This is a genomic window from Actinomadura parmotrematis, assembly GCF_019458805.1.
Lineage (GTDB): Bacteria > Actinomycetota > Actinomycetes > Streptosporangiales > Streptosporangiaceae > Spirillospora > Spirillospora parmotrematis.
This window is the reverse complement of sequence record NZ_JAIBOA010000001.1, coordinates 125244-152242: the sequence shown is the minus strand read 5'-3', so window position 1 is coordinate 152242 and position 26999 is coordinate 125244. Positions and strand designations below refer to the sequence as shown.

The window sequence follows — 26999 nt, the reverse complement described above, 5'->3', positions numbered from 1 at the left end:
GGCTCAGCAGGCGCGGCCCGCGTTGATGCACGCCGCCGCGCGGCGCATCAGGGAGTCGGGCATCACGTTCTCGAAGTCGGCGTGGTCGGTGACGGGGGCGTGCCCCTGCTCGGGGAAGGTGTCCACGGCGAAGGCCAGCGCCCGGTTCGGCAGGTTGTAGGCGAGCGTCATCTGCAGGCGCGGGACGGGCCGCGTCCCCTGCGGGCAGGCGCCCGACGCCGCCGGGAACACCACGTGCGTCCGGTGGTTGGCGCTGTCGGTGTTGCGGCCGTCCCAGCAGCTCGGGAACTCCAGGACGCGGGTGACACGGCTGCCGCCGGGGCAGAGCGGGTACTTGTCGGTGAACACCCGGTCGGCGGCGCCCGAGCAGGTCCACTGGGCGCGCGCGTTCGCCGTGCCGTTGGTGGCCGCCTTGGCGTCGCCGGTGATGACGCGCAGGAACCGCGGCATCGCGGTGACCTTGGCGCGCGGATTGCCGAGGAAGCGCATGGTCGCCGCCGCCGGGATGACGGGCCTGCCGACGTTGCCGTCGGCGGTGCTCTGCGCGGCCTGCCCGGAGGGGTCCCGCTGGTCGCGGACGCGCATCGTCGGCCAGAAGTAGGCGGACCTGTCGCCCCGCGCGCAGGTGGTGCCGGCGGCGGCGAGGCTCTGGTCGGTGGAGAACCCGTCGGTGCTGAGGTTGCCGACGTAGTCGTGGATGTGGTGCGCGCCGTTCGACACCCCGGGCGCGACGATGAAGTTGTCGGGGTTGTTGTGGCCGTTGGCGTTGCGCCCGCAGCGCGAGGTGAACGACCCGGTGGAGGCGTTGCGCCCGTTGCGTGCCCTGGCCTTGCGGGGCGCGTTGCGGATGTTCACGTAGTCGCTCTGGACGGGCCCCTGCCGGGCCTGCGGCTGCTGCGGTTGTTGCGGCGGTTGCGTCTGCTGCCGGGGCGGCGGCTCCGTCTGCTGCTGTCCCTGGTCCTGCTGGCCGTTCTGGTCCTGCTGGTCGTTCTGCTGGTTCGGATCCTGCGCGCCGTCCCCGGCGCTGCTCGTGGCGCTCGGGGCGGCGGTGGCGGTGGCGCCGTCATCCGTGCCGGGCGTGTCCGTGCTGCCGGGCATGTCCATGCCCGGCATGCCGCCGTCCGTCGCCTCGGGCGTGGGCGAGGCGGCCGGGCTGGGGCGGGCGGCCATCGCGGACGCGGCCGGCGCCTCGGCCGCCGCGGCGACCAGCAGCAGCGCGGGCACGAGCGTGGCGATGCCTTTCTTGCTCACCATGGGGGATCTCCTTAGTGCAGGGCGGAATCGGTGACGAGGCCGGTGCTCTCCAGGAGCGTCATGTGCGTGTTGACGAACTTCATGGCCCGCTCCGCGAACGCCCGGATCAGGGTGTTCCTGGACTGCGCCCTGGCCGTGGCGATGACGGCGAAGACCTTGCCGTGCGCGGCGCGCAGCCGCAGCACGAACGTGTGGTCGAAGTCGGTGCCGAACGTCGCCGACATCTCGCGCAGCCAGCTCCGCTGGTCGGCGTTCGGCTCGTTCGGCAGCTGCACGTTCAGCTTCTGCGCGGTCGCCCGCACGTCGGCGTCGAGCTGCATGTGCTGCGTCATGATCATGTTGCCGACCTGCTTGACCCGCAGGCTGGACGCCCGCTGCTCGGCCTGCTGGCCGGCGGGCATCTCCCAGAGGCCGGCCTGGCGGACCTTGACCAGCAGGGTGCGGTCCAGGTCGCTGAGCGGACCCCACCGGGTCTGGTTCCCGCCGCCCGCGGTCTGCCCGTCGGCGGGGGCCCGCGCGGGGCTCAGCACCGCCAGCGCGGCGGCGATGACGGCGGCGAGGGCCGCCGCGCCGAGGAGGAGCCGGCCGCCGCCGGACCACGACCCGAAAGGGAGGCGGCTGCGCGCGTAGAACTTTCCCAAGGGACCTTTCCCTCCATTCCGCGTATCGCGCGTCCGCCTTTCCGCGGACCACCCATGAATACGCGGCGGGCCCCTGCGGGGTTCATTCCCCCGCCCTTTTTCCGGGCCGGTCAGGAACGGCGCGCGGGCGTCCGGGAAAGGTCGTCGACGACGCGCAGCGCGAGCGCCGGGCAGTACGCCACGGCGCGCTGGACGTCGCGCTCCATCCAGACCGGGATGTCGGTGCCGAGGACGATCGGGAAGCCGTGCCGGTCGAGCTGGACGAGCTCGGGCACCAGGTAGGCGCAGAGGCCGTGCCCGTCGCAGCGGCTCCAGTCGATGGCGAGGCGCCCCTCGGAGCCGTCGGGGACCGGCAGCGGCAGCACGCCGAACACCGGCAGGCCGCACGAGCCGTCGTCGCGGTGCGCGTCGATGTCGCGGGCGAACGCCTCGACGGCCGACAGCACGAACCGGGCGGTGCCGTCGGGGTGGCCGCACGCGCCGCGGCCGCGGCCGACGGCGGCGGCGCGGCGCAGGTCCTCGGCGCTGCCCGACCCGTCGGCGAGGGCGCTCATCGCCCGCACGACGTCGGGCAGCCCGAGCCGGCACGGCCCGCACTGCCCGGCCGACTGCGCGGCGAGGTAGGAGGCGATGCGGGCGGCCTCGCCGAGCGGGCAGGTCCCCTCGGGCAGCGGCAGGACGATGCCGGCGCCGACGGTGCCGCCGACCGCCTTCATGCCCTTGCGGGACAGGACGGCGCGCGCCGTCCCCGCCCGGTCCAGCCACTGACCGTGGTAGCCGCCGACGAGGACGCCGGGGCCCGGCTTCACGTCGCAGAGGTCCAGGACGGCCTTCAGCGGCGTGCCGTAGGGCGCCTCGACGACCTGGGTGCCGCCGACGGTGAGCAGCGTCGTGCCGGGCTCGTCCTCGGTGCCCGCCGACGCGTACAGGTCGGTGCCGAGCGAGGTCAGCACGGCGAGCTGCGCGAACGTCTCGGTGTTGGACAGCAGCGTCGGGCAGCCGTCCACCCCGGCGTCGCTGGCGCGCACCTTCACGCCGGGCGGGATCGGCGCCCGCCCGTTGATGGCGCGGATCACCGCGCCGCTCTCGCCGGAGATGAACCGCTCGGTGAGGCGCACCACGCGGGCGGTGAGGCGGCGCTCGCCGATCGCGGCGCGCACCGAGCGGGCCGCCTCGTCGCTCTCCACCGCCACGATGATCCGCCGGGTGCCGAGCGCGGACGCGGCGATCTGCGCGCCGTCGAGGACGAGGTGGGGGGCGCGGCTCAGCAGCGTCTTGTCCTTGGCGCTGCCCGGCTCCCCCTCGGCGCCGTTGACGACGACGACGGCGTCCTCGGCGGGGCGGCGCGCCCGGTCCTTCTCGCCGGGCAGCGCGTCCTCGGCGGCCGCGGCGCGGCGGACGCGGGCGGCGACCGCGCTCAGCTTGCGGGCGAAGGGGAACCCGGCGCCGCCGCGGCCGCGCATGTCGACCTGCTCGCACATCTGCACGAGGTCGTCGAGGAGCGGCAGGCTGAGCTTGCCGTGCACGGCCTGGTGGCGCTCCAGGTCCAGCCGGTCGAACCGGTCGAAGCCGAGGGTGAGGCGCGGCCCGCCGATGTTGCGGACGGTGACGGTCGCGGTGCTCATCGGACCGCCTCCCCGCGGGCGCCGGCCGCACGGGCGGCGGGCGCCGTCCCGCGGGTGCGGAGCGGTGCGGGCGCGGCGACGTCCTCCCCGGCGCGGCGCACCTGCCGCGGCCGGACCCCGGCGATCGAGCGGGTGAGCACGGCGAGCGCGACGGCGCCGAGGCAGAGCACGTAGCTGAGCGTGACCCAGGGGGCGGCGGCGCGGCCCGCCGTCAGGCCGTGCGCGATCCCGAGCGGCCAGGAGACGTAGGCGAGCGAGTGCAGCGTCCGCCACACCCACGGCCGGGCGCGGCGCGCGAACCGGGCCCGCAGCGCTCCCGTGGCGAGGACGACCAGCAGCAGGTCGAAGGCGAGGGTGCCGAGCCCGACGGGCCCGACGGCGGGCACCACGATCTGCGCCGGGGCGGCGAGCCCGCCCAGCACCTTCACCAGCAGGTGCGCGACGACGAAGGTGAACGCCAGCACCGACGCCGCGCGGTGCGCGGCCTGCGCGACCACCCGCTGCCGGATGCCGAGGATCAGCCGGTCGGTGGCGAGCAGGCCGAACACGACGGCGGCGGTCAGCGCCAGCAGCGTGAAGACGCCGGCGTAGTAGGACAGGAAGGACTGGGCGCCGCCCGCGAGGGCCGCGCCCGGCGGGGTGGCGGCTCCGGCGAGGACGGCGAGCGCGCCTACGATGACCGCGCGCAGCACCCAGGAGGGCAGGAGGGGGTCGTCACTGCTTCGGGTCTTCACTGTTCGGGCTCCTTGTCGAGGGGGGCGCCGGCGGCGGCGCCGTCGGCGGACGCCTCGGGCGCGGGCGACGGGTCGTCCCCGGCGTCGCCGGCGTCCCCGGTGGGCGCGGGGTCCGGCGGCGCGGTCGCGGCGGGCACCGGCCCGAGGTTGGCCAGCAGGCCGCCGGGCAGGACCTGCAGCGGGCCGCGCTCGGCGCGGCCGGCGGGCGGCGCGCCGGTCTCGCGGAACACCCAGCCGCCGAGGCCGACGCCGTCCAGCGGGACGCTCCCGTCGCCGCGCCGCAGCGTGAACCCGACCTGGGCGTGGGTGAGGGGGGCGCCGCCGCAGGGGCGGGCGGTGCCGGTCCGGCCGAGGACGTCGCCGCGGCCGACGGCGCTGCCGTCGCGCAGCGCGGTGGGCGCGTGCAGGCCGTCGTAGGCGGAGGCGAGCCCGCTGTCATGGACGATCATCAGCAGGCCCGCGCCGCAGAACCGGTAGAGTCGGCCGCCGGCGGCGGCGCGCACGACGCCGTCGCCGCCGCTGAACGACAGCGCCGACAGCGGCCGCCCGAAGTCGGCGGTGTCCATCGCCCAGGCCGTCCCGGCCCGCCAGGGCAGCATCAGCCGGTCGGCCGCCGCGGCGGCGGGCGCGCGCCCGGCGCTCAGCGCGCTGAACCGGACGAGGGCGCGGCCCTCCCCCGCCGACATGACGGCGGCCGGCAGGCCCGCGGCGATGGCGGTGAAGGCCGGGGTGCCCGACAGGGCGGTGCGCCAGCCGTCGCGGACCGTCCAGCGGGCCGCGAAGAACGCGATCTGCGGGACGGCCCGGCTGCCCGCCGGGACCGGGATCGCGGTCGTCCCGAACGCCCAGGTGCGGTCGCGGCTGGTGCGGTCGACGGTGACCAGCGGCGTCCGCACCGACGGCACGCCGTACTCCGCGCGGGCGGCGGGGCCGCGCTCGTTGACGGTGGCGACCCGGACGTCGGCGGCGAGCCGCCGCAGGTCGGGGCCGGGCGGGGCGGCGGGGGCCGGCGCGGCCGGGCCCGGCGGCGCCGCGCTCGGGCGGGACCGGGCCGGCGCGCCGTCGCGGGGCCGCCGGTCGGCGAGGCCGCGCTCGGCGCCCGCCTGCCGGTTCGGGCCGGTGGCGGGGCCGCCGAGCAGGCTGCGCTCGACGATCGCCAGCATCGCGAGGCCCACGACGACCGACAGCACCATCGCGCCGGTCCCCATCCGGTCGGACGCGCCGAACAGCGACCGGCGCGCCCGCCGGTCGCGGACGTGCGGCGCGCGCGACGCCCGCCGGGCGCCGTGCCGCCGCGCGCCGTGCGCGGGCGGGACGGCGGGGGGCGGGGGCGGGACGCTCCCGTGCGGGTCGGGCAGCCGCGCGTCCAGCAGCCGGGTGTCGAGGGGTTTCAGGTCCTCGCGGGTGGCGCGGGTCGCGCGCGTGTCCGCCGCGCGCGGCCGGGCGCCGTCCCGCAGGTCCGTGCCGCGGACGTCGGCGCCGCGCGCGTCGGTGTTGCGGACGCCGGTGCCGAGGCCGCCGCGGGCGCGCCGCCGCTGCGGCTGCCGCTTGCGGCGCCGCTCCGGGGGCTGCTGCGCGGCCCGCCAGGGCTCCTTGCCCGGCTTGGACCAAAAGGCATCATGCGTGGTGTCGGTTCGCGCCATGCCCTCTCCTGTGGAGAAGGCCGGAGAGCGCGGTGGACGCCCGGCGGGAGCGCGGAGGCCGCGCGCCCTTGAGACAGGACGGATCCGGCGTAGGGAGCCCGCTCAGCTCCCGCCGTGCCCGACACCCAGGGAGCATACGCCCCGGGGGACACTCTGGCGCTAGTCGCTTCGGAAAACCCCCCGGTACCGTTTCCGGCCACCGGAGGGCCCTCCCCGACGCCTACGCGCCGCGCCCGCGAAAGGTTCAGCCGCGCAGGAAGCGCGCCGCGACCGGCACCGCCGCCTTCGGCCCCGAGCCGCCCGCCGGCACCAGCACCGCGAACGCCAGGTCGCCCTTGAAGCCGATGAACCAGGCGTGCGTGGCGCCGGCGGCCTCGGCCGTCCCGGTCTTGCCCGCCGTCCCGCCGGGCAGCCCGCCGCCCGCCGCCGTCCCCTCAGTGACGACGGCGCGCATCATGGCGCGCAGCCCGGGCGCGCCCGGGACGTCGTGTGCGGCGACCGGCGCGGCTCCCACGGATTTCAGGTCCTTGCGGGCCAGCATCCGCGGCCCGCGCCAGGTGCCGTCGGCGGCCGCCGCGGCGACCGTCGCCATCAGCAGGGGGCTCGCCAGCACCCGGCCCTGCCCGAACGACGCCTCGGCGAGCTCGGCGCCGCTCCCGGGCTCGGGGAACTCCCCGATGGTCGCGCCGGGTCCGGGCCGCAGCCGGACGCCGAACCCGAAGGCGCGGGCGGTGTCGCCGAGCCTGCCGCCGTCCAGCCGGTCCACCGCCAGCTTCGCGAACGTGGTGTTGCAGGACGCTGCGTAGGCGCCCGCCAGGGTGGTCGCGCCGAGCGCGCGGCCCTCGTCGTTGGTGATGGTCCGCTGCGCGGTGACGACGCCGGCGGGGCAGTCGGCGGGCGTGCCGGGCCCGGCCCCCGCCGCCATCAGCGCCGCCGCGGTGACGGTCTTGAACGTGGAGCCGGGCGGGTAGCCGCCGACGAAGGCGGTCTCGCCGCCGACCCGGTCGGCGACCGCGAGCACCTCGCCGGTGGACGGCCGGAGCGCCACGAGCACCGCGGGCGGCCCGGACGCGACGGCGCGCTCGGCGGCGGCCTGGACGCGCCGGTCCACGGTCGTGCGGACCTTCCTGCCCTTCGGGCCGCCGACCAGCGCCACCCGGCGCGGCTTCCCGCCCGCCTCGGCGACCTCGATCGACACCGCCGTGCCGTCCGCGCCCTCGTCGGCGTCCTCGTCCTCCAGCACCCCGGCGTAGCGCTCGAAGAGGTCGTCGACGTAGGGCGTGAGCAGCCCGCCCGGCAGCGCCCGGCCGCCGCTGTCGGTGAAAGTGACCGCCGGGACGCGGACCTGCTGCGCCGACCACGTCCCCGCCGACTTCAGGTCGGGGTGGAGCGTCGCGGGCGTCCAGTCGACGCGCCAGACGCCGCCGCGGCGGGCGAGGCGCAGCGTCGAGCGGAAGTTCCAGCTCGCGCCGCCCGCCAGGGTCCGGACCACCTCGTAGCCGGCTACGGCCGCGTCGGGGCCGGTCCGCCGGACGGGATCGGGGACGAACTCGACGGCGACGACCTCCAGGTGGCGCGACAGGTCGCGGTGCTCGGCGGCGAAGTCGGCGGGCGGCCCGTCCACCAGGCCGGCCATCGCGCCGAACGAGCCCTTCCGCCAGGCGGCGAAGTAGGCGTCGGCGACCTGCTGCGGCGTCCGCGACCGGTCCCCGGTGAGGCGGAGCGCCGCGAACGTCCCGGCGGCCAGCGCCCCGACGAGGGCGACGCCTATGAGGACGACCCATCTCCCGCGCATGCCCGCTCCCCCCTTGACCGGCTGTGATGATCACTGTCATCACAGCGGGCTCCGGTGACGGAACGGCAACGAAAGCAGAACGTTCGCGGCTTATCGGGAACTTCGCGGAGCCTTAAGGCGGGCTTAACACCCCGCCGCGCACCGCCCGGACGGCCTACCGTCGCAGGTGCGTCGACGGCGCGCACCGCAGGAGGGCGGCCCGGATGAGAACGCACCGGACCGGCCGCCCGCCCCGCCCTGCGGGGCGCGCCGTCCGATGCCGGCGCCCGCCAGGACGCCCGCCCGCACGCCCGTCAGGACGTCCAGGGCAGCCGCAGCGCCTCCAGCTCCCCGTCGGCGAGGACCGCCTCGACGAGCCGCGCCGGGCCGACGACCTTGGTGCCCCACAGGTCCCAGTCGCAGTAGACGACCCACGACCGGTCGGCCGCCCACAGGTTCGACGGGCAGCTCGACATCCCCGGATGGTCGTACAGCTCGGGGGCGTCGATGAGCCGCCCGCTCAGCACCGTCTCGTCGTCCCAGTCGGCGGTGACGAGCGGGCAGTAGTACGCCAGGCAGGCGGTGTCGGCGCCGTCCGGGCTGTGCCGGGCGAGCAGCGCCATCAGCCGGTGCCAGCTCTCGCGGTCCAGGCAGCCCTCGGCGGGCGGCTCGATCGCCGCCGACCAGCTCCCCGTCGGGTGCGCCTGCCGCAGGCAGCGGTGCCCCGGCGACTCGCCCTCGGGCACCACCGGCTCCCCGAAGCCGCGCGCGAGCTCGGCCCAGCGGAGCCGCCGCCAGCCCGGCCCCGGATGCCCGCTCCGGCCGAGCTCGGTGCCGGTGACGACCGAGCCCTCCAGCAGCTCCCCGACGTCCAGCTCCCCGGCGGGCTCGGCCTCGGTGAGGCCGGCCGCGCGCACCGACCGGTACACGTCGTCGTGGGTCGTGGTGACCAGGCCGTCGCGCCACACGTACATGGCGTGCAGCAGCCACGCCGCGTCCGGCCGGCCCGGCGGCTCGAACCCCGAGTAGCAGTGCTCGGGGTCAAGCTCGCTCAGCCAGCGCACGGCCTCCCCGGACACCCGGGTCCACGCGTCCTCGACGTCCGCCATGCTGGCATCCTGCCACCCGGCGTACCTGCCGCGATACGTACCTTCGCAGGAGTCGTGCCGCCGATCCCCCTCAGAGGCGGCTCAGCCCTCCAGCAGAGCCCCGAGGCGGGCCGCCTGGACGTCCCACCGCCACTCCCGCTCGACCCACGCGCGGCCCCGCGCGCCCATCTTCCGGGCCCGCCCGGGGTCGGTGAGCAGCCCGGTGAGCCCGGCGGCGATCGCGGGCACCGACCGGCCCGGGACGACCGTGCCGGTCTCGCCCTCCAGCACCGCGTCGGGCGCGCCGCCCGAGTCGCCCGCCAGCACCGGCAGCCCCGTCGCCGACGCCTCCAGGTAGACGATGCCGAGGCCCTCGACGTCCAGGCCGCGGCGGCGGGTCCGGCACGGCATCGCGAACACGTCGCCCGCCGCGTAGTGGGCGGGCAGCTCCTCCCACGGCACGCTGCCGGTGAGCACCACCGAGCCGGTCACGCCCTCCTCGGCCGCCATCCGCTCCAGGTCCGCGCGGTAGGGGCCGCCGCCGACCAGCAGCAGCGCCGCGTCGGGGACGGCAGCGAGGACGCGCGGCCAGGCCCGGATCAGCGCGTCCTGCCCCTTGCGCGGCACCAGCCGCGACACGCACACCACCACGGGCCGGCCGGTCAGGCCGTGCCGCTCGCGCACCGCGCCGCCGTCCGCGCCGGGGTGGAACGCCGTCTCGTCCACGCCGGGCGCGAGGCGCGCCGTCCGGGCCGCCGCGTCGGCCGACAGGGCCCGCGCCATCCGCGACCGGGTGTACTCGCCGAGGTAGGTGAGGACGTCCACGCCGTCGCCGATGCGGCGCAGCAGGCCGCGGGCGCCCGGCAGCGACGCCCAGCCCGCCTCGTGGCCGTGGGTGATGCCGACGAGCCGCCGGGCGCCCCGGCGCCGCAGCGCGGGCGCCAGCAGCCCGAGCGGCGCGGACGCGCCGAACAGCACCGAGTCGCAGTCCTCGGCGCGCAGCAGGTCGGCGGCGCGGCGCAGCACCGACGGCTCGGGCAGCATCAGCGACGTCGGGTGCCGCACCACCGGGAACGGCTGCGCGGCGTCGAAGGCCGCCGCGCCCTTCCAGGCGGGCGCGTAGACGACGACGGACCCGGCCGGGCGCCGCACCGCCAGGTTGTGCACGAACGCCTGGATGCCGCCGGGGCGCGGCGGGAAGTCGTTGGTCACCACGAGCGTCCTGGTCATCCGCCCAGCGTAGGGCGGCCTCCTCCCCCGGACGCGACGAGGCCCGCCGCCGGAGGGTTCCGGGGCGGGCCTCGCGCGTGGCGATCCGCGGATCAGTGCTTGCTGATCTCCCTGTGGTCCTCGCCGGCCTCGATCGCGGCGTGGCCGTTGCCGTTGCCGTGACCGTGGCCGTCGTGGCCGACGTCCTCGATCGGGACGTCGTCGGCGATCCAGGCGCGGTTGAGGCGCGAGCGCAGGTGCCCGACCGGGCCCTTGGTGCTCGGCGCGGGGATGCCGTTGGCGTCCACGGCCGGGCGCTCGGGGCGCGGGTTCTCCTTGCTCAGGATGACGTGCCGCTCCTCGGCGCGGGCCGGCTCGTGCCGCTCGGAGTAGGCGCCGTCGGGCGACATCAGGATGACGCCGCTCTCCACGCCGTGCTCGATCGTGGCGCGGTCCGAGCGCTGCAGCCCGAGGCAGATCCGCTTGGTGAGGATGTAGGCCAGCACCGGCCCGATGAAGATCGCGAACCGGAAGAACCAGGTGGTCGCGTACAGCGACACGTGGAACTTGTCGGCCAGCACGTCGTTGGCGCCGGCGAGCCAGAGCAGCCCGTAGAACGTCACCGCCGCCATGCCGACGCCGGTGCGGACCGGGGCGTTGCGCGGCCGGTCGTTGACGTGGTGCAGCCGCTTGTCGCCGGTCACCCACTGCTCGATGAACGGCCAGGCCGCCGCGCCGCCGAAGATGATGCCGAGCGGGATGAGCGCCGGGATCAGCACGTTCAGGCTGAGCGTGTGGCCCCAGGCGGTGATCTCCCAGTTCGGCATCAGGCGGAGCGCGCCCTCCAGCACGCCCATGTACCAGTCCGGCTGCGACCCGGCCGAGATGGCGCCCGGGTCGTAGGGGCCGAACAGCCAGATCGGGTTGATCTGCGCGAACGCGCCGAGCAGCGCCAGCACGCCGAAGGTGAACAGGAAGTAGGCGCCCGTCTTGGCCATGAAGACCGGGTAGAACGGGTAGCCGTACACCTGCTCCTCGGTCTGGTTGCGCACCGGCATCGCGGTGTGCTTCTGGTGCCACATGATCATCATGTGCGCCGTGACCAGCCCGAGGATGAGCGCCGGGATCAGCAGGATGTGCAGCGTGAACAGGCGCGGCACGATGTCCTCGCCGGGGAACTCGCCCCCGAACAGGAACATGTAGATGTAGGTGCCGACGAGCGGGATCGCCTCGGCGACGCCCTGGGTGATGCGGAGGCCGGTGCCCGACAGCAGGTCGTCGGGCAGCGAGTAGCCGAACAGGCCCTCCAGCATGCCGAGGGTGAACATGCCGATGCCGATCAGCCAGTTCAGCTCGCGCGGCTTGCGGTAGGCGCCGGTGAAGAACACCCGCAGCATGTGCGCGAGGATCGAGGCCATGAACAGCACGGCGGCCCAGTGGTGGATCTGCCGCATGAGCAGCCCGCCGCGCACGTCGAAGGTGATGTGCAGCGTGGAGGCGTAGGCCTCCGACATCTTCACGCCGTCGAGCTTGGTGTACGAGCCGTCGTAGATGACCTCGGTCATGCTGGGCTTGAACCAGAGCGTCAGGAACGTCCCGGTCAGCAGCAGGATGATGAAGCAGTACAGGGCGATCTCGCCCAGCATGAACGACCAGTGGTCCGGAAAGACCTTCTTCAGGTTCCGCTTGAGGAAGGTGGTGGACCCCAGCCGGTCGTCGAGGAAGTTGAGCCCTCCCTCGACCGCCTTCGGGGCGGTGGTGTCGCTCATCCGCGCTCCCAGAAGCTCGGGCCGATCGGCTCGTGGAAGTCGCTGGTGGCCACCAGGTAGCCGTCCTCCACGCCGAGCGGCAGCTGCGGCAGCGGTCGGGCCGCCGGGCCGAAGACGACCTTCGCCGCGTCCGTGGCGTCGAAGGTCGACTGGTGGCACGGGCAGAGGATGTGGTGCGTGGTCTGCTCGTACAGGGCCGCCGGGCAGCCCACGTGCGTGCAGATCTTGGAGTACGCCACGATCCCGTTGACGTGCCAGTTCTCCCGCCCCTTGGCCGGCTTGAACTCGTCGGCCGGGACGTTGATCAGGATGGTGACCGCCTTGGCGGTCTGGGTGAGCACGTCGCCCTCGGGCAGGTCCTCCTCGATGCCCTCGGGCAGCACGGTGATCATGCCGCCGGGGCTGGCGAAGTCGCTGACCTTCAGCGGGGCGTTGGTGCCGTCCACCACCAGGCGGACGCCCTTCTTGCCCTCCTTCTGGGCCTTGGCGACGGCCTCGCCCCAGAAGGTGGTGCGCAGCCGCTTCTCCGGCAGCGGGCCGAGGTCGCGGAGCAGGAACAGCGGCGCGAGGCCGAGCGGCGCCGCGGCGAGCAGCAGCGTGCGGCGCATCATCTTGTGCTTGGTGATGCCGCTGTCGCGCGCGCCCTCCATGAAGGCCGCGCCGAACCCCTCGCGGTCGGCCTCGGCGGTGCGCAGCTCGTGCCGCTCCTGGATGATCGGCGCGCTCGTCATGAGGCGGCGCACCCAGATGGTGACGCCGGCCGCCATGGCGAGGAAGGCCAGCGCCATCAGGCCGCCGAGCCAGAAGTTGCTCTCGCGGGTGCGGACGACGCCGTGCATGCCGCCGTCGCGGCCGGACCAGCCGATGAAGTAGACGATGAAGCCGACGCTGGCCAGGAAGGTCAGCAGGAAGAAGGCCGAGACGATCCGCTCGGCCCGCCTGGCCGCCTTCTCGTCCAGCTCGGCGCCGGCGCCCGCGGGCGCGGCGTAGTCGTCGGCGGCGCCGGGCGCCGGGCGCAGGTCGTCCTCCTGCGCCGCCAGCACCCGGTGCCCGGCGGCGGGCGACGGCGTGCCGACCACGCGCGCGGGCCGCGCGCCCTCGCCGCGGGGCTCGTCCGCGGCGGTGTTCTCGTTGGTGTCGTCGCTCATGACTTCTTCAGCTTCTTGGGCTTCTTCGCGGTGATCCACATGGACGCCAGGACCAGCAGGCCGATGCCGATCAGCCAGCCGGCGAGGCCCTCCGACACCGGGCCGATGCGGCCGAGGCCGTTGCCACCGGGGTTCGGCTCCTCGCGGGTCTTCACCAGGTAGGCGATGATGGCCTGCTTGTCCTTCGGCGTGAGCGTGGTGTCGTTGAACACCGGCATCGCCTGCGGGCCGGTCAGCATGGCCTCGTAGATCTGCGTCGGCGTCACGTCGCTCTTGGAGAGCTCGGGCGCGTACTTGCCGCCGGTCAGGGCGCCGCCCTGGCCGGTGAAGTTGTGGCACTGCGCGCAGTTGGTGCGGAAGAGCTTGCCGCCGAGCGCGACGTCGCCGCCCTCGGGGTCGACCGCCGCCGCGGACGGGACCTCGGGGCCGCCGCCGAGGGAGGTGATGTAGTTCCGCAGGTCGGCGAGGTTCTTCTCCGCCTCGGCCTTCTGCTTCTCCGCCTCCTCGCGCTTCTCCGGCTCCTTGTAGTCCGTCTTGATCTCGGTGTTGAACGCGGGGATCGGCTCCTTGCGCGGCATCTGCGCGCCAGGGTTCATCGCGGGCATGCGGCCCGTGGCGACCTGGAAGTCGACGGATGCGGCACCGACGCCGATGAGGCTCGGGGCGATGGGCTTGCCCTTGGCGTCCTTGGTGCCCTCGGCGTTCAGGCCGTGGCAGCTGGCGCAGTTGTCGTTGAACAGCTGGCGGCCGTTGTTCAGGTCAGCGGCGGCCCGCGTCGTGTCTGCCGCCTCGGCGCGGTCGGTCTGCGGCGAGAAGCCGGCGTAGATGGCGCCGATCGCCGCGAGGGCCGCCAGCACGACGGCGTAGCCCGCCCACGGGCGCCGGCGCCATGCGGTGAACCTTTTCACGGAAATCCCCGTTCGGGTCGTGTCGGTGGTCGGAACGGTCAGGGTCACTTGAGCAGGTAGATCGTTGCGAACAGGCCGATCCAGACCACGTCGACGAAGTGCCAGTAGTAGGACACGACGATCGCGCTGGTCGCCTGCTCCTTGGTCCACCGCTTGGCGGCGTAGGTGCGCCCGAGGACGAACAGGAAGGCGATGAGGCCGCCGGTGACGTGCAGGCCGTGGAAGCCGGTGGTCAGGTAGAAGACCGATCCGTAGGCCGACGACGAGAGCGTCAGGCCCTCCTCGGTCACCAGGCTGTAGTACTCGTACGCCTGACCGGCGACGAAGTAGGCGCCCATCAGGAACGAGAGCACGTACCACTCGCGGAGGCCCCAGCGCCGGAAGTCCAGCAGGCCGCCGTCGCGCCCGACCTTGCCGTGCTCGGCCTTGAACACGCCCATCTGGCACGTCACCGAGGACAGGACCAGGATGGTCGTGTTGGCCACGGACAGGGGCAGGTTCAGGTTGGCGCCCGGCCAGGAATGGTGCCCGTGCTGGCCGATCGTCACTGAGCGGATCGTGAAATACATCGCGAACAGTGCCGCGAAGAACATCAGCTCGGACGACAGCCAAACGATCGTCCCCACGTTGACCAGACTGGGGCGGTTCGCCCGAGCGTGAGGTGTTGTCTCTATCGCGGATGCTGTTGCCACGGGCAGCATTATTACGTCACCCGATCCAGGACTGACGCATGACCCCCCTTCTGGAGTTCCCGAGCGTGTCACGGCGATGCCGTCCGATCGCTCGCATTCCCTTGCACACCAGGGGTTTCAGCGATCGAGAACGGGTTCGGCCGGGCGCCGCCGCCGCCGGCCACGATTCGGACACGGTCCGCGACGGCCCGGCCGGCCGCGGCGAACCGGGCGGGCACCTCGTGCGGCGGGGGCCGCTCCGGTAGCCTTCTCTGCCATGAGCACCGCGGCCTCGGAGAGTTCGATGAAGGTTCTGGTCTACAGCGACGACGCCAACACCCGCGCCCAGATCAGGCTCGCCCTCGGCCGCCGGCCCGCCGCCGACCTGCCCGAGGTCGAGTACGTCGAGGTCGCCACCCAGCCCGCCGTCGTCGCGCGGCTGGACGAGGGCGACATCGACGTGGCGATCGTCGACGCCGAGGCGCAGCCCGCGGGCGGGCTCGGCGTGTGCCGCCAGGCCAAGGACGAGGTCTACGACTGCCCCCCGGTGCTGGCGGTCATCGCCCGCCGCGACGACGGCTGGCTCGCCACCTGGTCGCGCGCCGACGCCGTGGTCAGCCTGCCGCTGGACCCGATCGCCCTCGCCGAGGCGGCCGCCGGGCTGCTCCGCCGGCGCGCGGACAACCGCCTTCCGGCTCTGTAGCACCCGCACCGGGCAGGCGGGGGTGAGCCCCCGGCTCCAGGGGGACGGCCCCCGGCCGGGTCCGGGACACCAACCTCACCCCTGGGGGAATTCATGGATGCGCGCACGACCTGGCCCGCCCTGCTCAACGCCCTGCTCGACGGCGCGGCGCTGTCGAGCGAGGAGGCCGCCTGGGCGATGAACGAGATCATGTCGGGCGAGGCGAGCGACGCGCAGATCGCCGGGTTCGCCATCGCGATGCGGGCCAAGGGCGAGACGGTGGCGGAGGTGTCGGGCATCGCCGCGGGGATGCTCGCCAACGCCACCCTGATCGAGGTCCCCGGCCGGATCGCCGACCTGGTCGGCACCGGCGGCGACCGCGCGCACACCGTCAACATCTCCACGATGGCGGCGGTGGTCGCCGCCGCGGCCGGCGTCAAGGTCGTCAAGCACGGCAACCGGGCCGCGTCGTCCTCGTGCGGCGCCGCCGACCTGCTGGAGAACCTCGGCGTCCCGCTGGACCTGTCGCCCGAGCGCACCGCGCAGGTCGCCGAGGAGGTCGGCATCACCTTCTGCTTCGCGCCGCGCTACCACCCGGCGCTGAAGTACGCGGCCCGCACCCGCAGCGACCTCGGCACCCCGACGGTGTTCAACTTCCTCGGGCCGCTCACCAACCCGGCGCGGCCGTCGGCGCAGGCCGTCGGGGTGTTCCACCCGCGGATGGCGGGGATCGTCGCCGGGGTGTTCGCCGAGCGCGGCAACTCCTCGCTGGTGTTCCGCGGCGACGACGGCCTGGACGAGCTCACCACCACCGGCACCTCGACCGTCTGGGTCGTGCGCGACGGCGCCGCCACCGAGACGGTGTTCGACCCGGCCGAGCTCGGCATCGCCCCCGCCGAACCCGGCGACCTGCGCGGCGCCGACGCGGTCTACAACGCGGGCGTCGCCCGCGAGGTGTTCGCCGGGACGCCCGGCCCCGTCCGCGACATGGTGCTGCTGAACGCCGCCGCGCTGATGGTCGCCTACGAGGGCGCCCCCGCCGCCGAGAAGCTCACCCCGACGCTCGGCGCGGCGTTCGAGCGGGCCGCCGAGGCCGTCGACTCGGGCGCGTCCGCGGGCCTGCTGGACCGCTGGGTGACGACCGCTCAGGCGATGCGCGCGTCCTGACGGGGCGCGGCACGACGCGCGAGGCCCCGTCCGGCACGGCCGGCGGGGCCTCGTCCGCGTCCGGGCCGGCTCAGTCGGCGCCGGGGAGGCCGAGGGCGAAGGCGGCCTCCAGGTCGTGCTGGGAGTAGGTCCGGAACGCGATGTGGGTCTCGGTGTCCACGATGCCGGGCACCTTGTTGAGGCGGCCCGGGATGACGTCGTTCAGCTCGTCGTGGCGGCGGACCCGGACCATCGCGATGAGGTCGTAGGGGCCGGTGGTGGAGTACACCTCGCTGATCCCCTCCAGCGCCGCGATCGCCTCGGCCACCTCGTGGATCCGCGCGACGTCGGCCTTGACGAACACGATTGCGGTGACCACCGCACCCTCCCTGTCGTTGCGTGTGCCGGCGCGGTCTAGCCGCGGCTGAGCGCGGCGACCCGGCGGGCCGGGCCGGCCCGGCGGGCCAGCAGGGCGAACAGTACCCCGCCCGCGAAGCCGAAGATGTGCGCCACGTAGGCGACGTTGCTCTCCTCGTCCCCCAGCGAGAGCCATTGCAGGCCGAACCAGGCGCCGAGGACGACCCAGGCGGGCAGCCGCGCCACGAACACCGGCGCGACGTAGCTGACGATCCGCCCGCGCGGGTTCAGCACCAGGTAGGCGCCGAGGACGCCGGCGATGGCGCCGGACGCGCCGATGAGCGGCACCCCCGAGTCCGGCGAGGTGTAGGCGAAGCCGTACACCGCGACCAGCCCGAACAGCAGGTAGGCCAGCAGGTACCGGATCCGGCCGAGCCGGTCCTCCACGCCCATCCCGAGGACGAACAGGAAGACCAGGTTGCCGATCAGGTGCAGCGCCCCCTGGTGCAGGAACATCGAGGTGAACGCCGACACCCAGGGCTTCTTGCGGTAGTCGGCGGGGCCGCAGCGCCGCTCGATCTCGGCGGGGAGGGGCTGCTGCTCGCCGGTGGTCAGCTCCTTGGGGACCGCGCCCCACTGCATGGTGAAGTCGGCGGCCCGGCACTCGCGGGCCATGCCGCCTCCGTACCAGGTGGCGGAGGTCGCCATCGGCGTCAGCAGGAACACGACGACGTTGGCCGCCACGAGCAGGTACGTCATCCACGGCACCCGGCGGGCGGGCTGGCTGTCGTACAGGGGCACGGCCATGCGCGGGCGTCCTCACCTTTTATCGGCTTTGTCCGGTCACCTTAGTGGCCGCGCGGGCCGCCGCGCCTCCGGCTCGACGGGCGCGTAGGCGTTGTCGAGCCACTGCCGCAGGCCGCCCGCGCCGTGCGCCGGGCACGTCCAGTCGCCGTCGACGGCGGCCAGGCGGACGCCGGGGCCCTCCAGCCAGCGCAGCACGCACTCCATCTCCTCGGCGCCCGCGCCCGCGCCGGGGGCGCCGGGCGGGATGCCGTCGGCGGGCGGGCCGCCGGGCGACACCGTCTCGGCGGTGGCGACGAGCGCGTCCAGGTAGGGGCGCGGGTGGGTGCGGGGCGGCATGGTGCCGGTGGCGGCGAGCCGCCCGTACCGGACGACGATCAGCTCCCAGCCGCCGTCGAAGGCGGGCCGCGCCGCGACGAGCTCGGGCAGCGCGGCGAGCGCGGCGAGCCGCTGGCCGCGGGCGGCGGCCCGCACGAACGCGGCGAGCCGGTCGCGCTGGGCGGCGGCCTCCTCGTAGCGCAGCTCGGCGGCGAGGCGCTCGATGCGGACCTGCGCGGCGGCGACGACGGGCCGCACGTCGTCCTGCATGATCGCGCGGGCCGTCTCGGCGTGCACCGCGTACTCCTCGGGCGTCTCGCGGCCGAGGCAGGGCGCGCCGCAGCGGCCGAGCTCGGCGAGCGTGCAGGCGGCCGCCTTGCCGCTCTCGATGAGCCGCAGGGTGAGGCGCTGGGTGCACTGGCGGAGCGGGACGGCCTCGTGCAGCGCGGCGCGGGCCTCCTCGGCGCGGCGGCGCGAGGCGAACGGGCCGACGTGGGCGCCCTCGGCGCGGCAGTCGTTCACCACGGCCACGCGGGCGAACGGGCCGCCGGTCAGCCGCAGCCAGCTCGCCCGCTCGGGGAACTTGGAGCGGCGGTTGTAGCGGGGCTTGTGCGCGGCGATGAGGCGCAGCTCGCGGACCTCGGCCTCCAGGCCGGTGGCGCAGACGATCGGGCGGACCCGCTCGGCGAGGCCGACCATCTCGCGGACCCGGCGGCGCGTCTCCGACCCGGTGAAGTAGCTGCGCACCCGGGTGCGCAGGTCGCCGCTCTTGCCGACGTAGAGGACCTCGCCGCGGGCGTCCTCGAACAGGTAGACGCCGGGGGCGCTCGGCACCGCGTCGGCGAGGTGGCGCTTGCGGCGCTGCTCGGGGGTGGGGGCCTTGGCGAAGCCGCGCAGCTCCTCGAAGGAGGTGGCGCCGAACGCGCCGAGCCGCTCGATCAGGCCGTGCAGGACGTCCACGGTGGCGCGGGCGTCGGCGAGGGCGCGGTGGTTCGGGCGCACGTCGGTGCGGAAGAAGCGGGCGAGGGTCTCCAGCTTGCAGTTGGGGACCTCGTCCTTGGACAGCACGCGGCGGGCGAGGTCGACGGTGTCGACGACGGGGAAGGCGGGCCAGGGGTGGCCGTGCGCGGCGCAGGCGGCCTTGAGGAACCCGATGTCGAACGGCGCGTTGTGCGCGACGAGCACGCAGCCGCGGGCGAACTCCAGGAACGCCGGCAGCACCGCCTCGATGCGCGGCGCCGCGTACACCATCTGCTGGGTGATGCCGGTGAGGGCGGTGATGAACGGCGGGATCGGCGCGCCGGGGTCGACCAGGGTGGCGAAGTCGCCGAGCACCTCCCCGCCGCGGACCTTGACCGCGCCGATCTCGGTGATCGCCGCGTCGGCGGGCGAGCCGCCGGTCGTCTCCAGGTCCACCACGACGAAGGCGAGGTCCGCCAGCGGGGTGCCGAGGTCGTCGAGGGTGCCCTGCACGCCGCTCGGGCCGTCGGGGAGGGAGCGGGAGGACGTCATGCCCGCGACGGTAGAGCACGCCACCGACAGCCGCGCGCCCCGGCCGCGCACCCCGGCTGCGCTCCTCGGTCGCGCTCCTCGGTCGCGGGGCGTGCGCGGGCCTCGCGCGACCGCGCGGGGACGCGGCGCGCATGCCCTAGGGTGGGGCCGCGAGAGGGCGGCCGCGCGGCGGTTCCGCCGTGCCGCGCGGTGTCCCCACCGGTTAAGGTGCGCGCCGCCCGGGAAGCACAGAGCAAACGGCGGCGGGCAGGGCGCGGGAGGAGCGGGATCATCGACAGCGGGGCGGAGGCCGCGGAGGCGGCGGGGGCCGCGGAGGCCGAGCGGCCCGCCGGCCCCCTTCCCGAGGCGGTCCGCCAGCGCGTGGTGGAGGCCGCGGCCGGGCTGCTCGGCACGCTGCCCGCGGCCGAGGTGCCGGCGCCGCTCCGCCGCTTCGCCCGGTTCGAGCCCCGCAAGCGCGCCAAGCTCGCCGGGCCGCCGATCGCCGCGCTGCTGGAGAAGGACGACGGCTTCCGGCACCGCGCGGCCGAGCCGCTCCGCGCCGCGCAGCCCGACCTCGTCGGCGAGGTCGAGGAGGGGCGGGTGCCGCCCGCCGCCGACCCCGTCCAGGTCGCCGCCATCGCCTACCTGCTCCGCCCGGCGGGCTGGCCCGGCCTGGTCGAGGCGGCCCGCGCCGAGCTGGAGCGCGCGGCGAGCGTCGCGCAGGAGGCCGACGCGGCGCGCCGCGAGGCCGCGCTCGTCGCCGAGATCGCCGAGCTGCGCGCGGCGCGCGGCGCCGAGCTGGACAAGGTCCGCGGCGAGCTGCGCGACACCAAGGCCGAGAACACCGAGCTGCGCCGCAAGCTGCACGAGACGCGCGTCCGCGCCAAGGCCGCCGAGCGGAGCGCCGCCGAGACCGCCGACGGCAGCGGCCGCGAGCTCGCCGGGCTGCGCGAGGCCAAGGCCGCCGCCGACAAGGAGCTGCGCCGCCTGCGCGGCCGGCTGGAGCAGGCCGAGACCGCCGTCGAGGCGGCCCGCCGCGCCGCCCGCGAGGGCCGCAACGTCGACGACGTGCGGCTGCGCGTCCTGCTCGACGCCCTGGTGGACGCCGCGCAGGGGGTGCGCCGCGAGCTGGCGCTGCCCGCGACGATCGAGCGCCCGGCCGACGTCGTCGGGGCGGGCGGCGCGGGCGCGGGGCCGCTGCCCGGCGCCTCGGTGTCCGACAGCGACCCGCAGCTGCTGGACCGGCTGCTCGCGCTGCCGCAGGTCCACCTGATCGTCGACGGGTACAACGTCACCAAGACCGGCTACGGCGAGCTCACCCTCGCCGACCAGCGGAGCCGCCTGGTGACCGGGCTCGGCGGCCTGGCCTCGCAGACCCGCGCCGAGATCACCTGCGTGTTCGACGGCGCCGAGCTGGACGCCCCGGTCCCCACCTCCGCGCCGCGCGGGGTGCGGGTGCGGTTCAGCCCGTCCGGCCGCACCGCCGACGAGCTGATCGGCGAGCTGGTCCGGGCCGAGCCCGCCGGCCGCGCCGTGGTGGTCGTCTCCAGCGACCGCGAGGTCGCGACGGCGGCGCGCCGGGCGCACGCCCGGCCGGTCCCCTCGGCGCTGCTGCTGCGCCGCCTCGGCCGCGGCTGATCCCGGTTCCGGAGAGCGCCCGAAAAGCCCGCTCCACCTGGACCGGAACGCGCACCGCGTGATCATGACATCACGGAATGTGGACATCGGTCTTTAATTGCTGCAAATAGTGATGAACCAGTTGTGAGTGATGTGAACCCGTCGCTAGGGTCGTCCGCTGAACGACGTGGACCGAGAGGGGCGAGACAGACCTTGGCCAGTGACGACACCGGTGCCTCCCCCCGCAGGAGCACCCGCGGCGCGACCCGCCGCTTGGCCGCGGCGACCTGCCTCACCGTGGCCTTCTCCCTGCCGCTGCCCCTGACGCAGGCGCAGGCGAAGCCGGACCCGGCGACCGAGCAGAAGAAGCTCACCAAGCTCAACGAGCAGGCCGACGTCGCCACCGAGAAGTACAACCAGGCGAGCGAGAACCTGAAGGCCGCCAAGAAGAAGCTGGACGCGGCCAAGAAGGCCAACAAGGCCCAGCAGAAGGTCTTCGACGAGCAGCGCAAGCAGATCGTGGAGCTGGCCGCCACCGCCTACAAGAACGGCAACGTGAGCGGCGTCACCGGGTTCATCGGCAGCGGCGACCCGCAGAAGGTCCTGGACCAGTCGGCGTTCGTCTCGCAGCTCTCGGCGAACCGCGACGGGCAGATCGCCCAGTACGTCGCGGCCGCCCAGCGGATGACCCGCCAGCAGGCGCAGGCGCAGAGCGCCTACGACGACGTCGCGGCCAAGGCCAAGGACCTGCGGTCCAAGAAGGCCGACGTGGACAAGGCCGTCGCGAAGCAGAAGAGGCTGCTCGCCAAGCTCGGCCGCAAGACCCCGACCGGCGGCGGCACCGGCGGCACCTACACCGGCCCGGCGAGCGGCAACGCGCGCACCGCGCTGAACTTCGCCTACGCCCAGCTCGGCAAGCCCTACGTGTCGGGCGCCGAGGGGCCGAACTCCTACGACTGCTCGGGCCTCACGATGGCGTCCTGGGCGGCGGCCGGGGTGAACATCACCCGGACCACCTACACCCAGTGGAGCGCCCTGTCGGGCCACCGGGTGACGTGGGCGCAGCTCCAGCCGGGCGATCTGATCTTCTTCAACAACCTGGCCCACGTCGGCATGTACGTCGGCGGCGGCAAGATGATCCACTCCCCGCACACCGGCTCGGTCGTGCAGATCGTCAGCCTCTCCGGCTACTACCAGTCGACGGTCTACGGCGCCGCCCGCCCCTAGCGGACCCGCCCCGGGGCCGACCCGGAATATGCCTGCAGACCAGGCCGTTGACCTGGTCTGTAGGCATTTTTGCTACTGATTTGCCTTCTCGTTGTCGTTTGGTACCTTGTGTCCACCTGCGGCGCTTACCAGGCGTCACCGGAGGTGCACCGTCCCGCACGGGCACCGGCGTCACATCCCATGCGACGCCGCCGCCGGGCCCCCGCCAGAGCCCGGCGCACCGCAGCAGCAAGGCCGGTCAGGCCGACCGTGCGCACGCCGAGCGCGTGCATGGCGCTCAGCGCGCCGCGCCGGCCGAGGATCACCGGCCCGGCGGTTCCCCGCTTCCCGGGGCCGCCCGACCACACCATCAGCGCCGCTCGCCCGGCCGGGGCTCGTCTCGCCCCGTCCTCATCTCCTCGGGCCGTCCCCTTGCACGGCCCTTCGGGCGAGTCGGCAGCGCCGAATCCGCGTCGCGCGGAACCGGGGACCCACTCTCGACCGGGGTGAATCGGCCTGCCCGCAGGCCGTAGGGCCACTTCCCGCCCGAACCCGACAGCTAACCCGGTAGGCGTCTGGAAAAAGGAGAGACCCTGTCCAGCACCGCTGCCAGCAGCACCCATCGCCGCGTCCGGCTCGCCGGCGGCCTCGTGGCCGTCACCGCAGTGGCGACCCCCGTCCTCTGCGTCGTCGGCACCGCGCCGGCGAGCGCGTCCGCCAAGGCCGTCCCGGTGGCCAAGGTGGTCAAGCAGGCCAGGACCACGTCCTGGACCGAGCGCCAGAAGCTCGCCCAGAAGGCCGTGAAGTACGCGGCGACCCGCAAGGGCAAGCCGTACCGCTACGGCGCCGCGGGCCCGAAGGCGTTCGACTGCTCCGGGCTCGTCCAGTGGTCCTACCGCAAGGCCGGCGTCAAGCTCCCCCGGGTCACCACCGCGCAGTACAAGAGCGTGCGGAACAAGGTGTCCTGGAAGAACCTGCAGCCCGGTGACCTGGTGTTCTTCAACGGCAAGAGCCACGTCGGCATCGTGTCGAAGAAGAAGGGCAAGGCCGTCTACATGATCCATGCGCCGCACACCGGCAGCAAGGTCAAGTCGGTCAAGCTGGACGGTTACCGCAAGCGCACGTTCGCCGGGGCCGTCCGCCCCTACTGACGGGCGATCCGCAGCCTCTCCCTCAGGGACGTGGCCGCTCTCCCCTCGCGGCCACGTCCCCCCTCCCCCGCCGTTTCCAGGCCGGGGGCCTGACCAGATGAATCTCGGACGCACCACCGCGTCCACCGCCGAGTCCGCACCGTGCCCGCCCGGGCGCACAGCGGAGCCGGGGACCCACTCTTCCCCGGGGTGAATCGGCCTGCGCGCAGGCCGTAGGGCAGCTTCCACGCCCGAACCCGACAGCTAACCCGGTAGGCGGTATGGAAGCCATAGGAGACATCCCTTGTCCGGCAAGCACCGCAAGACCGCCCTGTCCAAGTCCCTGCGCGCCACCGGCACCGTGATGGCCGGCGTGGCCGTCGTCACCGGCATCGGCACCGCCGCCCAGGCCACCGTCCCGGTCCCCGGCCAGGACGCCCCCCGCGCCGGCGCGATGGCCGCCGCGGCCGCCGCGCAGGCGTCCGGGGTGCAGGGCTCCGCCGCCGAGCAGGCCGTCAAGGCCGCGCAGCCGCAGGACGCCTCCGAGCAGGCCGCGGCGAAGCGGCCCGCGGCGAAGCAGGCCGCCTCGGACAGCGCCGTGAAGTCGACGGCGAAGAAGAAGCCGACCGCGCAGGACGCCATCAAGGTGGCCGAGTCGCAGGTGGGCGTCAAGGAGAACCGCAGCGGCGAGACCAAGTTCCAGGACTGGTACATGACGACCCAGCGGGCCAAGGAGACCGTCCGGCGCGACGGCGGCTCGATCAAGGCCTACGACGACGCCGCCTGGTGCTCGATGTTCGTCTCCTGGGTCGGCAACAAGATCGGCTTCAGCGGCCAGGTGGGCGAGGACGCCTACACCGTCGAGCACGCCAAGTGGTTCAAGTCCCAGGGCCGCTGGGGCACCACGCCGAAGCCCGGCGCCGTCGTCTTCTTCAACTTCGACGGCTCCAAGTCGCTGAACTCCATCGAGCACGTCGGCATGGTCATCAAGCGGGAGGGCCGGGGCACCGTCGAGACGGTCGAGGGCAACACCGGCAACGCCGTGCAGATCAAGACCCGCAGCGCCGACCAGATCGTCGGCTACGGCTACCCCGACTACGCCAAGTGACCCGATGAAGGTCAATAGGATCGCGCCCATGCAGGACGATCCGAACGAGCGCCCGCGGCGCCGCACGGTCCCCGTGCGGCGCCGCGCCGTCGTCGCGGCCGGGGGCCTCGCCGCCGCGGCGGCCGCGGCCGGCGGCGCCGCGCTCACCGGGTCGCGGTCGGCCGGCGCGCCGCGCGGCGCCGCCTCCCCGCCCGCCGCGCCCGGCGGCACCCCCGATGAGCGGGACGTCGCCGCCGTCCTCGCCCGCCGCGCCGCCGCCGTCCGCGACCGCGACCGCATCGCCTTCCTCGCCACCGTCGCCGCCGCGCCCGCGGACGTGCGGCGCGCCCAGCTCCAGATGTTCGACAACCTCGCCGCGCTGCCGCTGGAGGGCTGGCGGGAGCGGTACGCGGCCGCCGAGCCCGCCGGGGCGGACGGCGCCGCCGCCGTCCGCGTCACCCTCGGCTACCGGTTCCGCGGCTACGACGCCGGGACCGTCGCCCGCACCCGCCGCCTGGCCTTCGCCCGCCGCGGCGGCGCCTGGGTGATCGTCGGGACCGGTCCGGGCGACGACCCCGAGATCTGGGACGGCGGCGCCCTGCGGGTCGTGCGCGGCCGCTCCTGCCTGGTCGCCGGGGACGCGGCCGGCCTGGCGGAGATCGCCCGCCGGCTGGACGCGGCCGTCCCGAAGGTGACGGCCGTCACGGGCCGGGACTGGGCGCGGCGCGCCGTCGCGCTCGCCCCCGCCTCGCCGGCGATCGCGCAGGCCCTCGCCGGGCCCGGCCAGGACCTGGCCCAGATCGCCGCGCTCGCCACCGTCGCCCCCGGCCCGCCGGGGAGCCGCGGCGAGGACCGCATCGTCATCTCCCCCGCCACCTTCGCCCGGCTGAACGACCTCGGGCGCACCGTCGTCCTCACCCACGAGCTGACCCACGTCGCCACCGGCGGCGCCCGCGACGGCCGCACGCCGCTCTGGCTGATCGAGGGGTTCGCCGACTACGTCGGCTACCGCGGCACCGGCGTCGCCGCGCCCGCCGCCGCGGCCGAGCTGGCCGCCGAGGTGCGGGCCGGGCGCGTCCCGGCGGAGCTGCCGGACCGGGCCGCCTTCGACGGCGCCACCGGGCGGCTCGCCCAGTCCTACCAGGAGGCGTGGCTGGCCTGCCGGATGATCGCCGGACGGTACGGTGAAGCGGCGCTGGTGCGGCTCTACCGGGCCGCCGGGCGCACCTCCGAGAGCGCCGCGCTGCGCGCCGTGCTGGGCGCCGGCCCGGCCGCCCTCACCGCCGCGTGGCGCGACTACCTGCGGAAGGAACTGCGTTGAGCGATCCGGAGACCGGCCCGGAACCCCCCGCGGCGGACCGCCGCCCCCGGATCGCGGCGGCCGTCGCCGCCGCCGTGCTGTTCGCCGGCGTCGGCGCCGTCCTCGCCGTGAGCACGCCCTGGCAGCCGCTTCCCGGCGACGTCCCCGGCGGCCGCGCCCGGCCCGATCCGGCGCTGGACTTCACCCCCGCCGAGATCGCCCGGTCCCGCGCCTTCGACCACGCCCTCACCCCGCCCGCCTACACCGGGCTCGCCGTCGGGCTGCTGGTGGTGTTCGGGCTCGGCTTCACCCCCCTCGGAGCCCGCCTGCTCGGCTGGACGACCGCGCGCGTGCGGCGCTGGCCGCTCCGCGTCGCCGCCGCCGCGATCGTCCTCACCACCCTGCTCCGCCTGATCGGGCTGCCGTTCGACGCCTGGAGCGAGGCGGTGCTCCGCCGCTACGGCCTGTCCACCCAGTCCTGGGGCGCCTGGCTCGGCGACCAGGCCCGCTCCCTGGCGGTGACCTGGGTCATCTGGACGATCGCGCTGCTGCTCCTGTACGCGCTGCTGCGCCGCTTCCCCCGCTACTGGTGGGCGGGCGCCGCGGCGGGCGCGTTCGTGCTCGTCACGGTGGTGTCGTTCGCCTACCCCGTCGTCGTCGAGCCGGTGTTCAACAAGTTCGAGCCGCTGCCCGCCGGGCGGCTGCGCACCGACCTGCTCGCCATGGCCGACCGCGACGGAGTCCCGGTGAAGGACGTCCTGGTCGCCGACGCCTCCCGCCGCACCACCGCCCTCAACGCCTACGTGTCGGGGTTCGGGTCGACCCGCCGCATCGTCGTCTACGACACGCTGCTGAAGTCGCCCCGGCCGCAGATCGAGTCGATCGTCGCGCACGAGCTCGGCCACGCCGAGCACCAGGACGTCCTGTGGGGGACGCTGATCGGCGCGCTCGGGGTGTCGGGGGGCGTCTGCCTGCTGTACCTGCTGGCGTCCTCGCCGCGCGTCCTGCGCCGCGCCGGCGTCGGCGCCCGCGCGCCGGGCGAGCGCGGCTCGGGCGCCGCCGACCCGCGCGCCGTCGCGCTGCTCCTCGCCCTGGTGACGGCGGGCACCACCGTCTCGGGACCGGTGCAGAACCTCGTCAGCCGCCACATCGAGGCCCGCGCCGACGCGCACGCCCTGGACCTCACCCGCGACCCCGGCACGTTCGCGACGATGCAGCACGCCCTGTCGGTCCGCAACATCTCCGACCTGTCGCCCGACGTGCTGGAGCGGCTCCTCTGGTCGACGCACCCGTCCGGTCCCGAGCGCATCGCGATGGCCCGCGACTGGGCGCGGATGCACCGCGCGGCCGTCCCGCCGCCGCTCGCCGGCCGCTGACCCGCCGGGGAGAGCGGACGG

At 75.1% G+C, this 26999-nt stretch carries 23 protein-coding genes and 2 riboswitches; of the genes, 8 read left to right on the top strand and 15 right to left on the bottom strand.

Features of this window, described 5'->3' with window-relative positions; all coding sequences use genetic code 11:
- Nucleotides 1–3: 3 nt before the first annotated feature.
- The 12 genes from K1Y72_RS00695 to ctaE all read right to left on the bottom strand — a co-directional run bounded on the left by K1Y72_RS00695 (nt 4) and on the right by ctaE (nt 14494).
- Nucleotides 4–1254 carry a DUF1996 domain-containing protein gene (locus K1Y72_RS00695; protein WP_220162169.1) on the bottom strand — a complete coding sequence of 417 codons (1251 nt, stop codon included), beginning with the start codon at nt 1252–1254 and terminating at the stop codon, nt 4–6.
- An 11-nt stretch (nt 1255–1265) separates the two neighbouring features.
- Nucleotides 1266–1895: a DUF4142 domain-containing protein gene (locus tag K1Y72_RS00690; RefSeq protein WP_258571732.1), complete on the bottom strand. Its 630-nt coding sequence runs from the start codon at nt 1893–1895 to the stop codon at nt 1266–1268.
- A gap of 110 nt (nt 1896–2005) precedes the next feature.
- Entirely contained in the window at nt 2006–3520 is a 1515-nt protein-coding gene (locus tag K1Y72_RS00685; protein ID WP_220162167.1) for an NADH-quinone oxidoreductase subunit NuoF family protein, read from the bottom strand.
- A complete protein-coding gene (locus K1Y72_RS00680) occupies nt 3517–4254 on the bottom strand; it encodes a hypothetical protein (RefSeq protein ID WP_220162165.1) in 738 nt (245 codons plus the stop codon). Before K1Y72_RS00680 ends, K1Y72_RS00685 begins: the two co-directional genes overlap by 4 nt.
- Nucleotides 4251–5897 carry a hypothetical protein gene (locus K1Y72_RS00675; protein ID WP_220162163.1) on the bottom strand — a complete coding sequence of 549 codons (1647 nt, stop codon included), beginning with the start codon at nt 5895–5897 and terminating at the stop codon, nt 4251–4253. The genes K1Y72_RS00680 and K1Y72_RS00675 overlap by 4 nt, the downstream gene beginning before the upstream one ends.
- A gap of 244 nt (nt 5898–6141) precedes the next feature.
- Nucleotides 6142–7692 carry a penicillin-binding transpeptidase domain-containing protein gene (locus tag K1Y72_RS00670; RefSeq protein ID WP_220162161.1) on the bottom strand — a complete coding sequence of 517 codons (1551 nt, stop codon included), beginning with the start codon at nt 7690–7692 and terminating at the stop codon, nt 6142–6144.
- A gap of 293 nt (nt 7693–7985) precedes the next feature.
- A complete protein-coding gene (locus K1Y72_RS00665; protein ID WP_220162158.1) occupies nt 7986–8780 on the bottom strand; it encodes a hypothetical protein in 795 nt (264 codons plus the stop codon).
- 81 nt (nt 8781–8861) lie between these two features.
- On the bottom strand, nt 8862–9989 hold the full coding sequence (locus K1Y72_RS00660; RefSeq protein WP_220162156.1) for a glycosyltransferase family 4 protein: 1128 nt from the start codon (nt 9987–9989) through the stop codon (nt 8862–8864).
- Between the two features lie 92 nt (nt 9990–10081).
- Nucleotides 10082–11737 carry a cytochrome bc1 complex cytochrome b subunit gene (gene qcrB, locus K1Y72_RS00655; RefSeq protein WP_220162153.1) on the bottom strand — a complete coding sequence of 552 codons (1656 nt, stop codon included), beginning with the start codon at nt 11735–11737 and terminating at the stop codon, nt 10082–10084.
- The gene (gene qcrA / locus K1Y72_RS00650) at nt 11734–12885 is read right to left on the bottom strand and encodes a cytochrome bc1 complex Rieske iron-sulfur subunit (RefSeq protein WP_220162152.1); all 1152 of its coding nucleotides are present in this window, start codon (nt 12883–12885) and stop codon (nt 11734–11736) included. The genes qcrB and qcrA overlap by 4 nt, the downstream gene beginning before the upstream one ends.
- Entirely contained in the window at nt 12882–13793 is a 912-nt protein-coding gene (qcrC, locus tag K1Y72_RS00645; protein ID WP_220162150.1) for a cytochrome bc1 complex diheme cytochrome c subunit, read from the bottom strand. Before qcrC ends, qcrA begins: the two co-directional genes overlap by 4 nt.
- A 44-nt stretch (nt 13794–13837) precedes the next feature.
- Nucleotides 13838–14494, bottom strand: coding sequence for an aa3-type cytochrome oxidase subunit III (ctaE, locus tag K1Y72_RS00640; protein ID WP_258571731.1), 657 nt, complete (start codon nt 14492–14494; stop codon nt 13838–13840).
- Nucleotides 14495–14741: 247 nt separating this feature from the next.
- Between ctaE and K1Y72_RS00635 the strand changes: the two genes are divergently transcribed.
- Together K1Y72_RS00635 and trpD are read left to right on the top strand one after the other, a co-directional pair.
- On the top strand, nt 14742–15167 hold the full coding sequence (locus tag K1Y72_RS00635) for a hypothetical protein (protein WP_220162146.1): 426 nt from the start codon (nt 14742–14744) through the stop codon (nt 15165–15167).
- Nucleotides 15168–15260: 93 nt separating this feature from the next.
- Entirely contained in the window at nt 15261–16313 is a 1053-nt protein-coding gene (gene trpD / locus K1Y72_RS00630) for an anthranilate phosphoribosyltransferase (RefSeq protein WP_220162144.1), read from the top strand.
- A 70-nt stretch (nt 16314–16383) separates the two neighbouring features.
- Here trpD and K1Y72_RS00625 read toward each other — a convergent pair whose 3' ends face one another.
- Genes K1Y72_RS00625 through K1Y72_RS00615 form a run of 3 tightly spaced genes read right to left on the bottom strand, consistent with a single transcriptional unit; the run spans nt 16384 to nt 19283 of the window.
- Nucleotides 16384–16671 carry an Lrp/AsnC family transcriptional regulator gene (locus K1Y72_RS00625; protein WP_220162142.1) on the bottom strand — a complete coding sequence of 96 codons (288 nt, stop codon included), beginning with the start codon at nt 16669–16671 and terminating at the stop codon, nt 16384–16386.
- A 35-nt stretch (nt 16672–16706) separates the two neighbouring features.
- Nucleotides 16707–17456: a rhomboid family intramembrane serine protease gene (locus K1Y72_RS00620; protein WP_220162140.1), complete on the bottom strand. Its 750-nt coding sequence runs from the start codon at nt 17454–17456 to the stop codon at nt 16707–16709.
- A gap of 36 nt (nt 17457–17492) precedes the next feature.
- The gene (locus K1Y72_RS00615) at nt 17493–19283 is read right to left on the bottom strand and encodes a DEDD exonuclease domain-containing protein (protein ID WP_220162138.1); all 1791 of its coding nucleotides are present in this window, start codon (nt 19281–19283) and stop codon (nt 17493–17495) included.
- Nucleotides 19284–19643: 360 nt separating this feature from the next.
- Here K1Y72_RS00615 and K1Y72_RS00610 point away from each other — a divergent pair, with 360 nt between their 5' ends.
- The 6 genes from K1Y72_RS00610 to K1Y72_RS00585 all read left to right on the top strand — a co-directional run bounded on the left by K1Y72_RS00610 (nt 19644) and on the right by K1Y72_RS00585 (nt 26978).
- On the top strand, nt 19644–20900 hold the full coding sequence (locus tag K1Y72_RS00610) for an NYN domain-containing protein (RefSeq protein WP_308286825.1): 1257 nt from the start codon (nt 19644–19646) through the stop codon (nt 20898–20900).
- Nucleotides 20901–21092: 192 nt separating this feature from the next.
- Complete coding sequence (locus tag K1Y72_RS00605; RefSeq protein WP_258571730.1) at nt 21093–22106, top strand: C40 family peptidase; 1014 nt, start codon at nt 21093–21095, stop codon at nt 22104–22106.
- A 429-nt stretch (nt 22107–22535) separates the two neighbouring features.
- Nucleotides 22536–22675, top strand: a riboswitch (cyclic di-AMP (ydaO/yuaA leader).
- A 60-nt stretch (nt 22676–22735) separates the two neighbouring features.
- Nucleotides 22736–23236 carry a C40 family peptidase gene (locus K1Y72_RS00600; protein ID WP_308286824.1) on the top strand — a complete coding sequence of 167 codons (501 nt, stop codon included), beginning with the start codon at nt 22736–22738 and terminating at the stop codon, nt 23234–23236.
- 116 nt (nt 23237–23352) lie between these two features.
- Nucleotides 23353–23508: riboswitch (cyclic di-AMP (ydaO/yuaA leader) on the top strand.
- Nucleotides 23509–23519: 11 nt separating this feature from the next.
- A complete protein-coding gene (locus tag K1Y72_RS00595) occupies nt 23520–24323 on the top strand; it encodes a C40 family peptidase (protein ID WP_258571729.1) in 804 nt (267 codons plus the stop codon).
- Nucleotides 24324–24351: 28 nt separating this feature from the next.
- Entirely contained in the window at nt 24352–25623 is a 1272-nt protein-coding gene (locus K1Y72_RS00590) for a basic secretory family protein (RefSeq protein WP_220162136.1), read from the top strand.
- The gene (locus tag K1Y72_RS00585; protein WP_220162135.1) at nt 25620–26978 is read left to right on the top strand and encodes a M48 family metallopeptidase; all 1359 of its coding nucleotides are present in this window, start codon (nt 25620–25622) and stop codon (nt 26976–26978) included. Before K1Y72_RS00590 ends, K1Y72_RS00585 begins: the two co-directional genes overlap by 4 nt.
- Nucleotides 26979–26999: the final 21 nt, after the last annotated feature.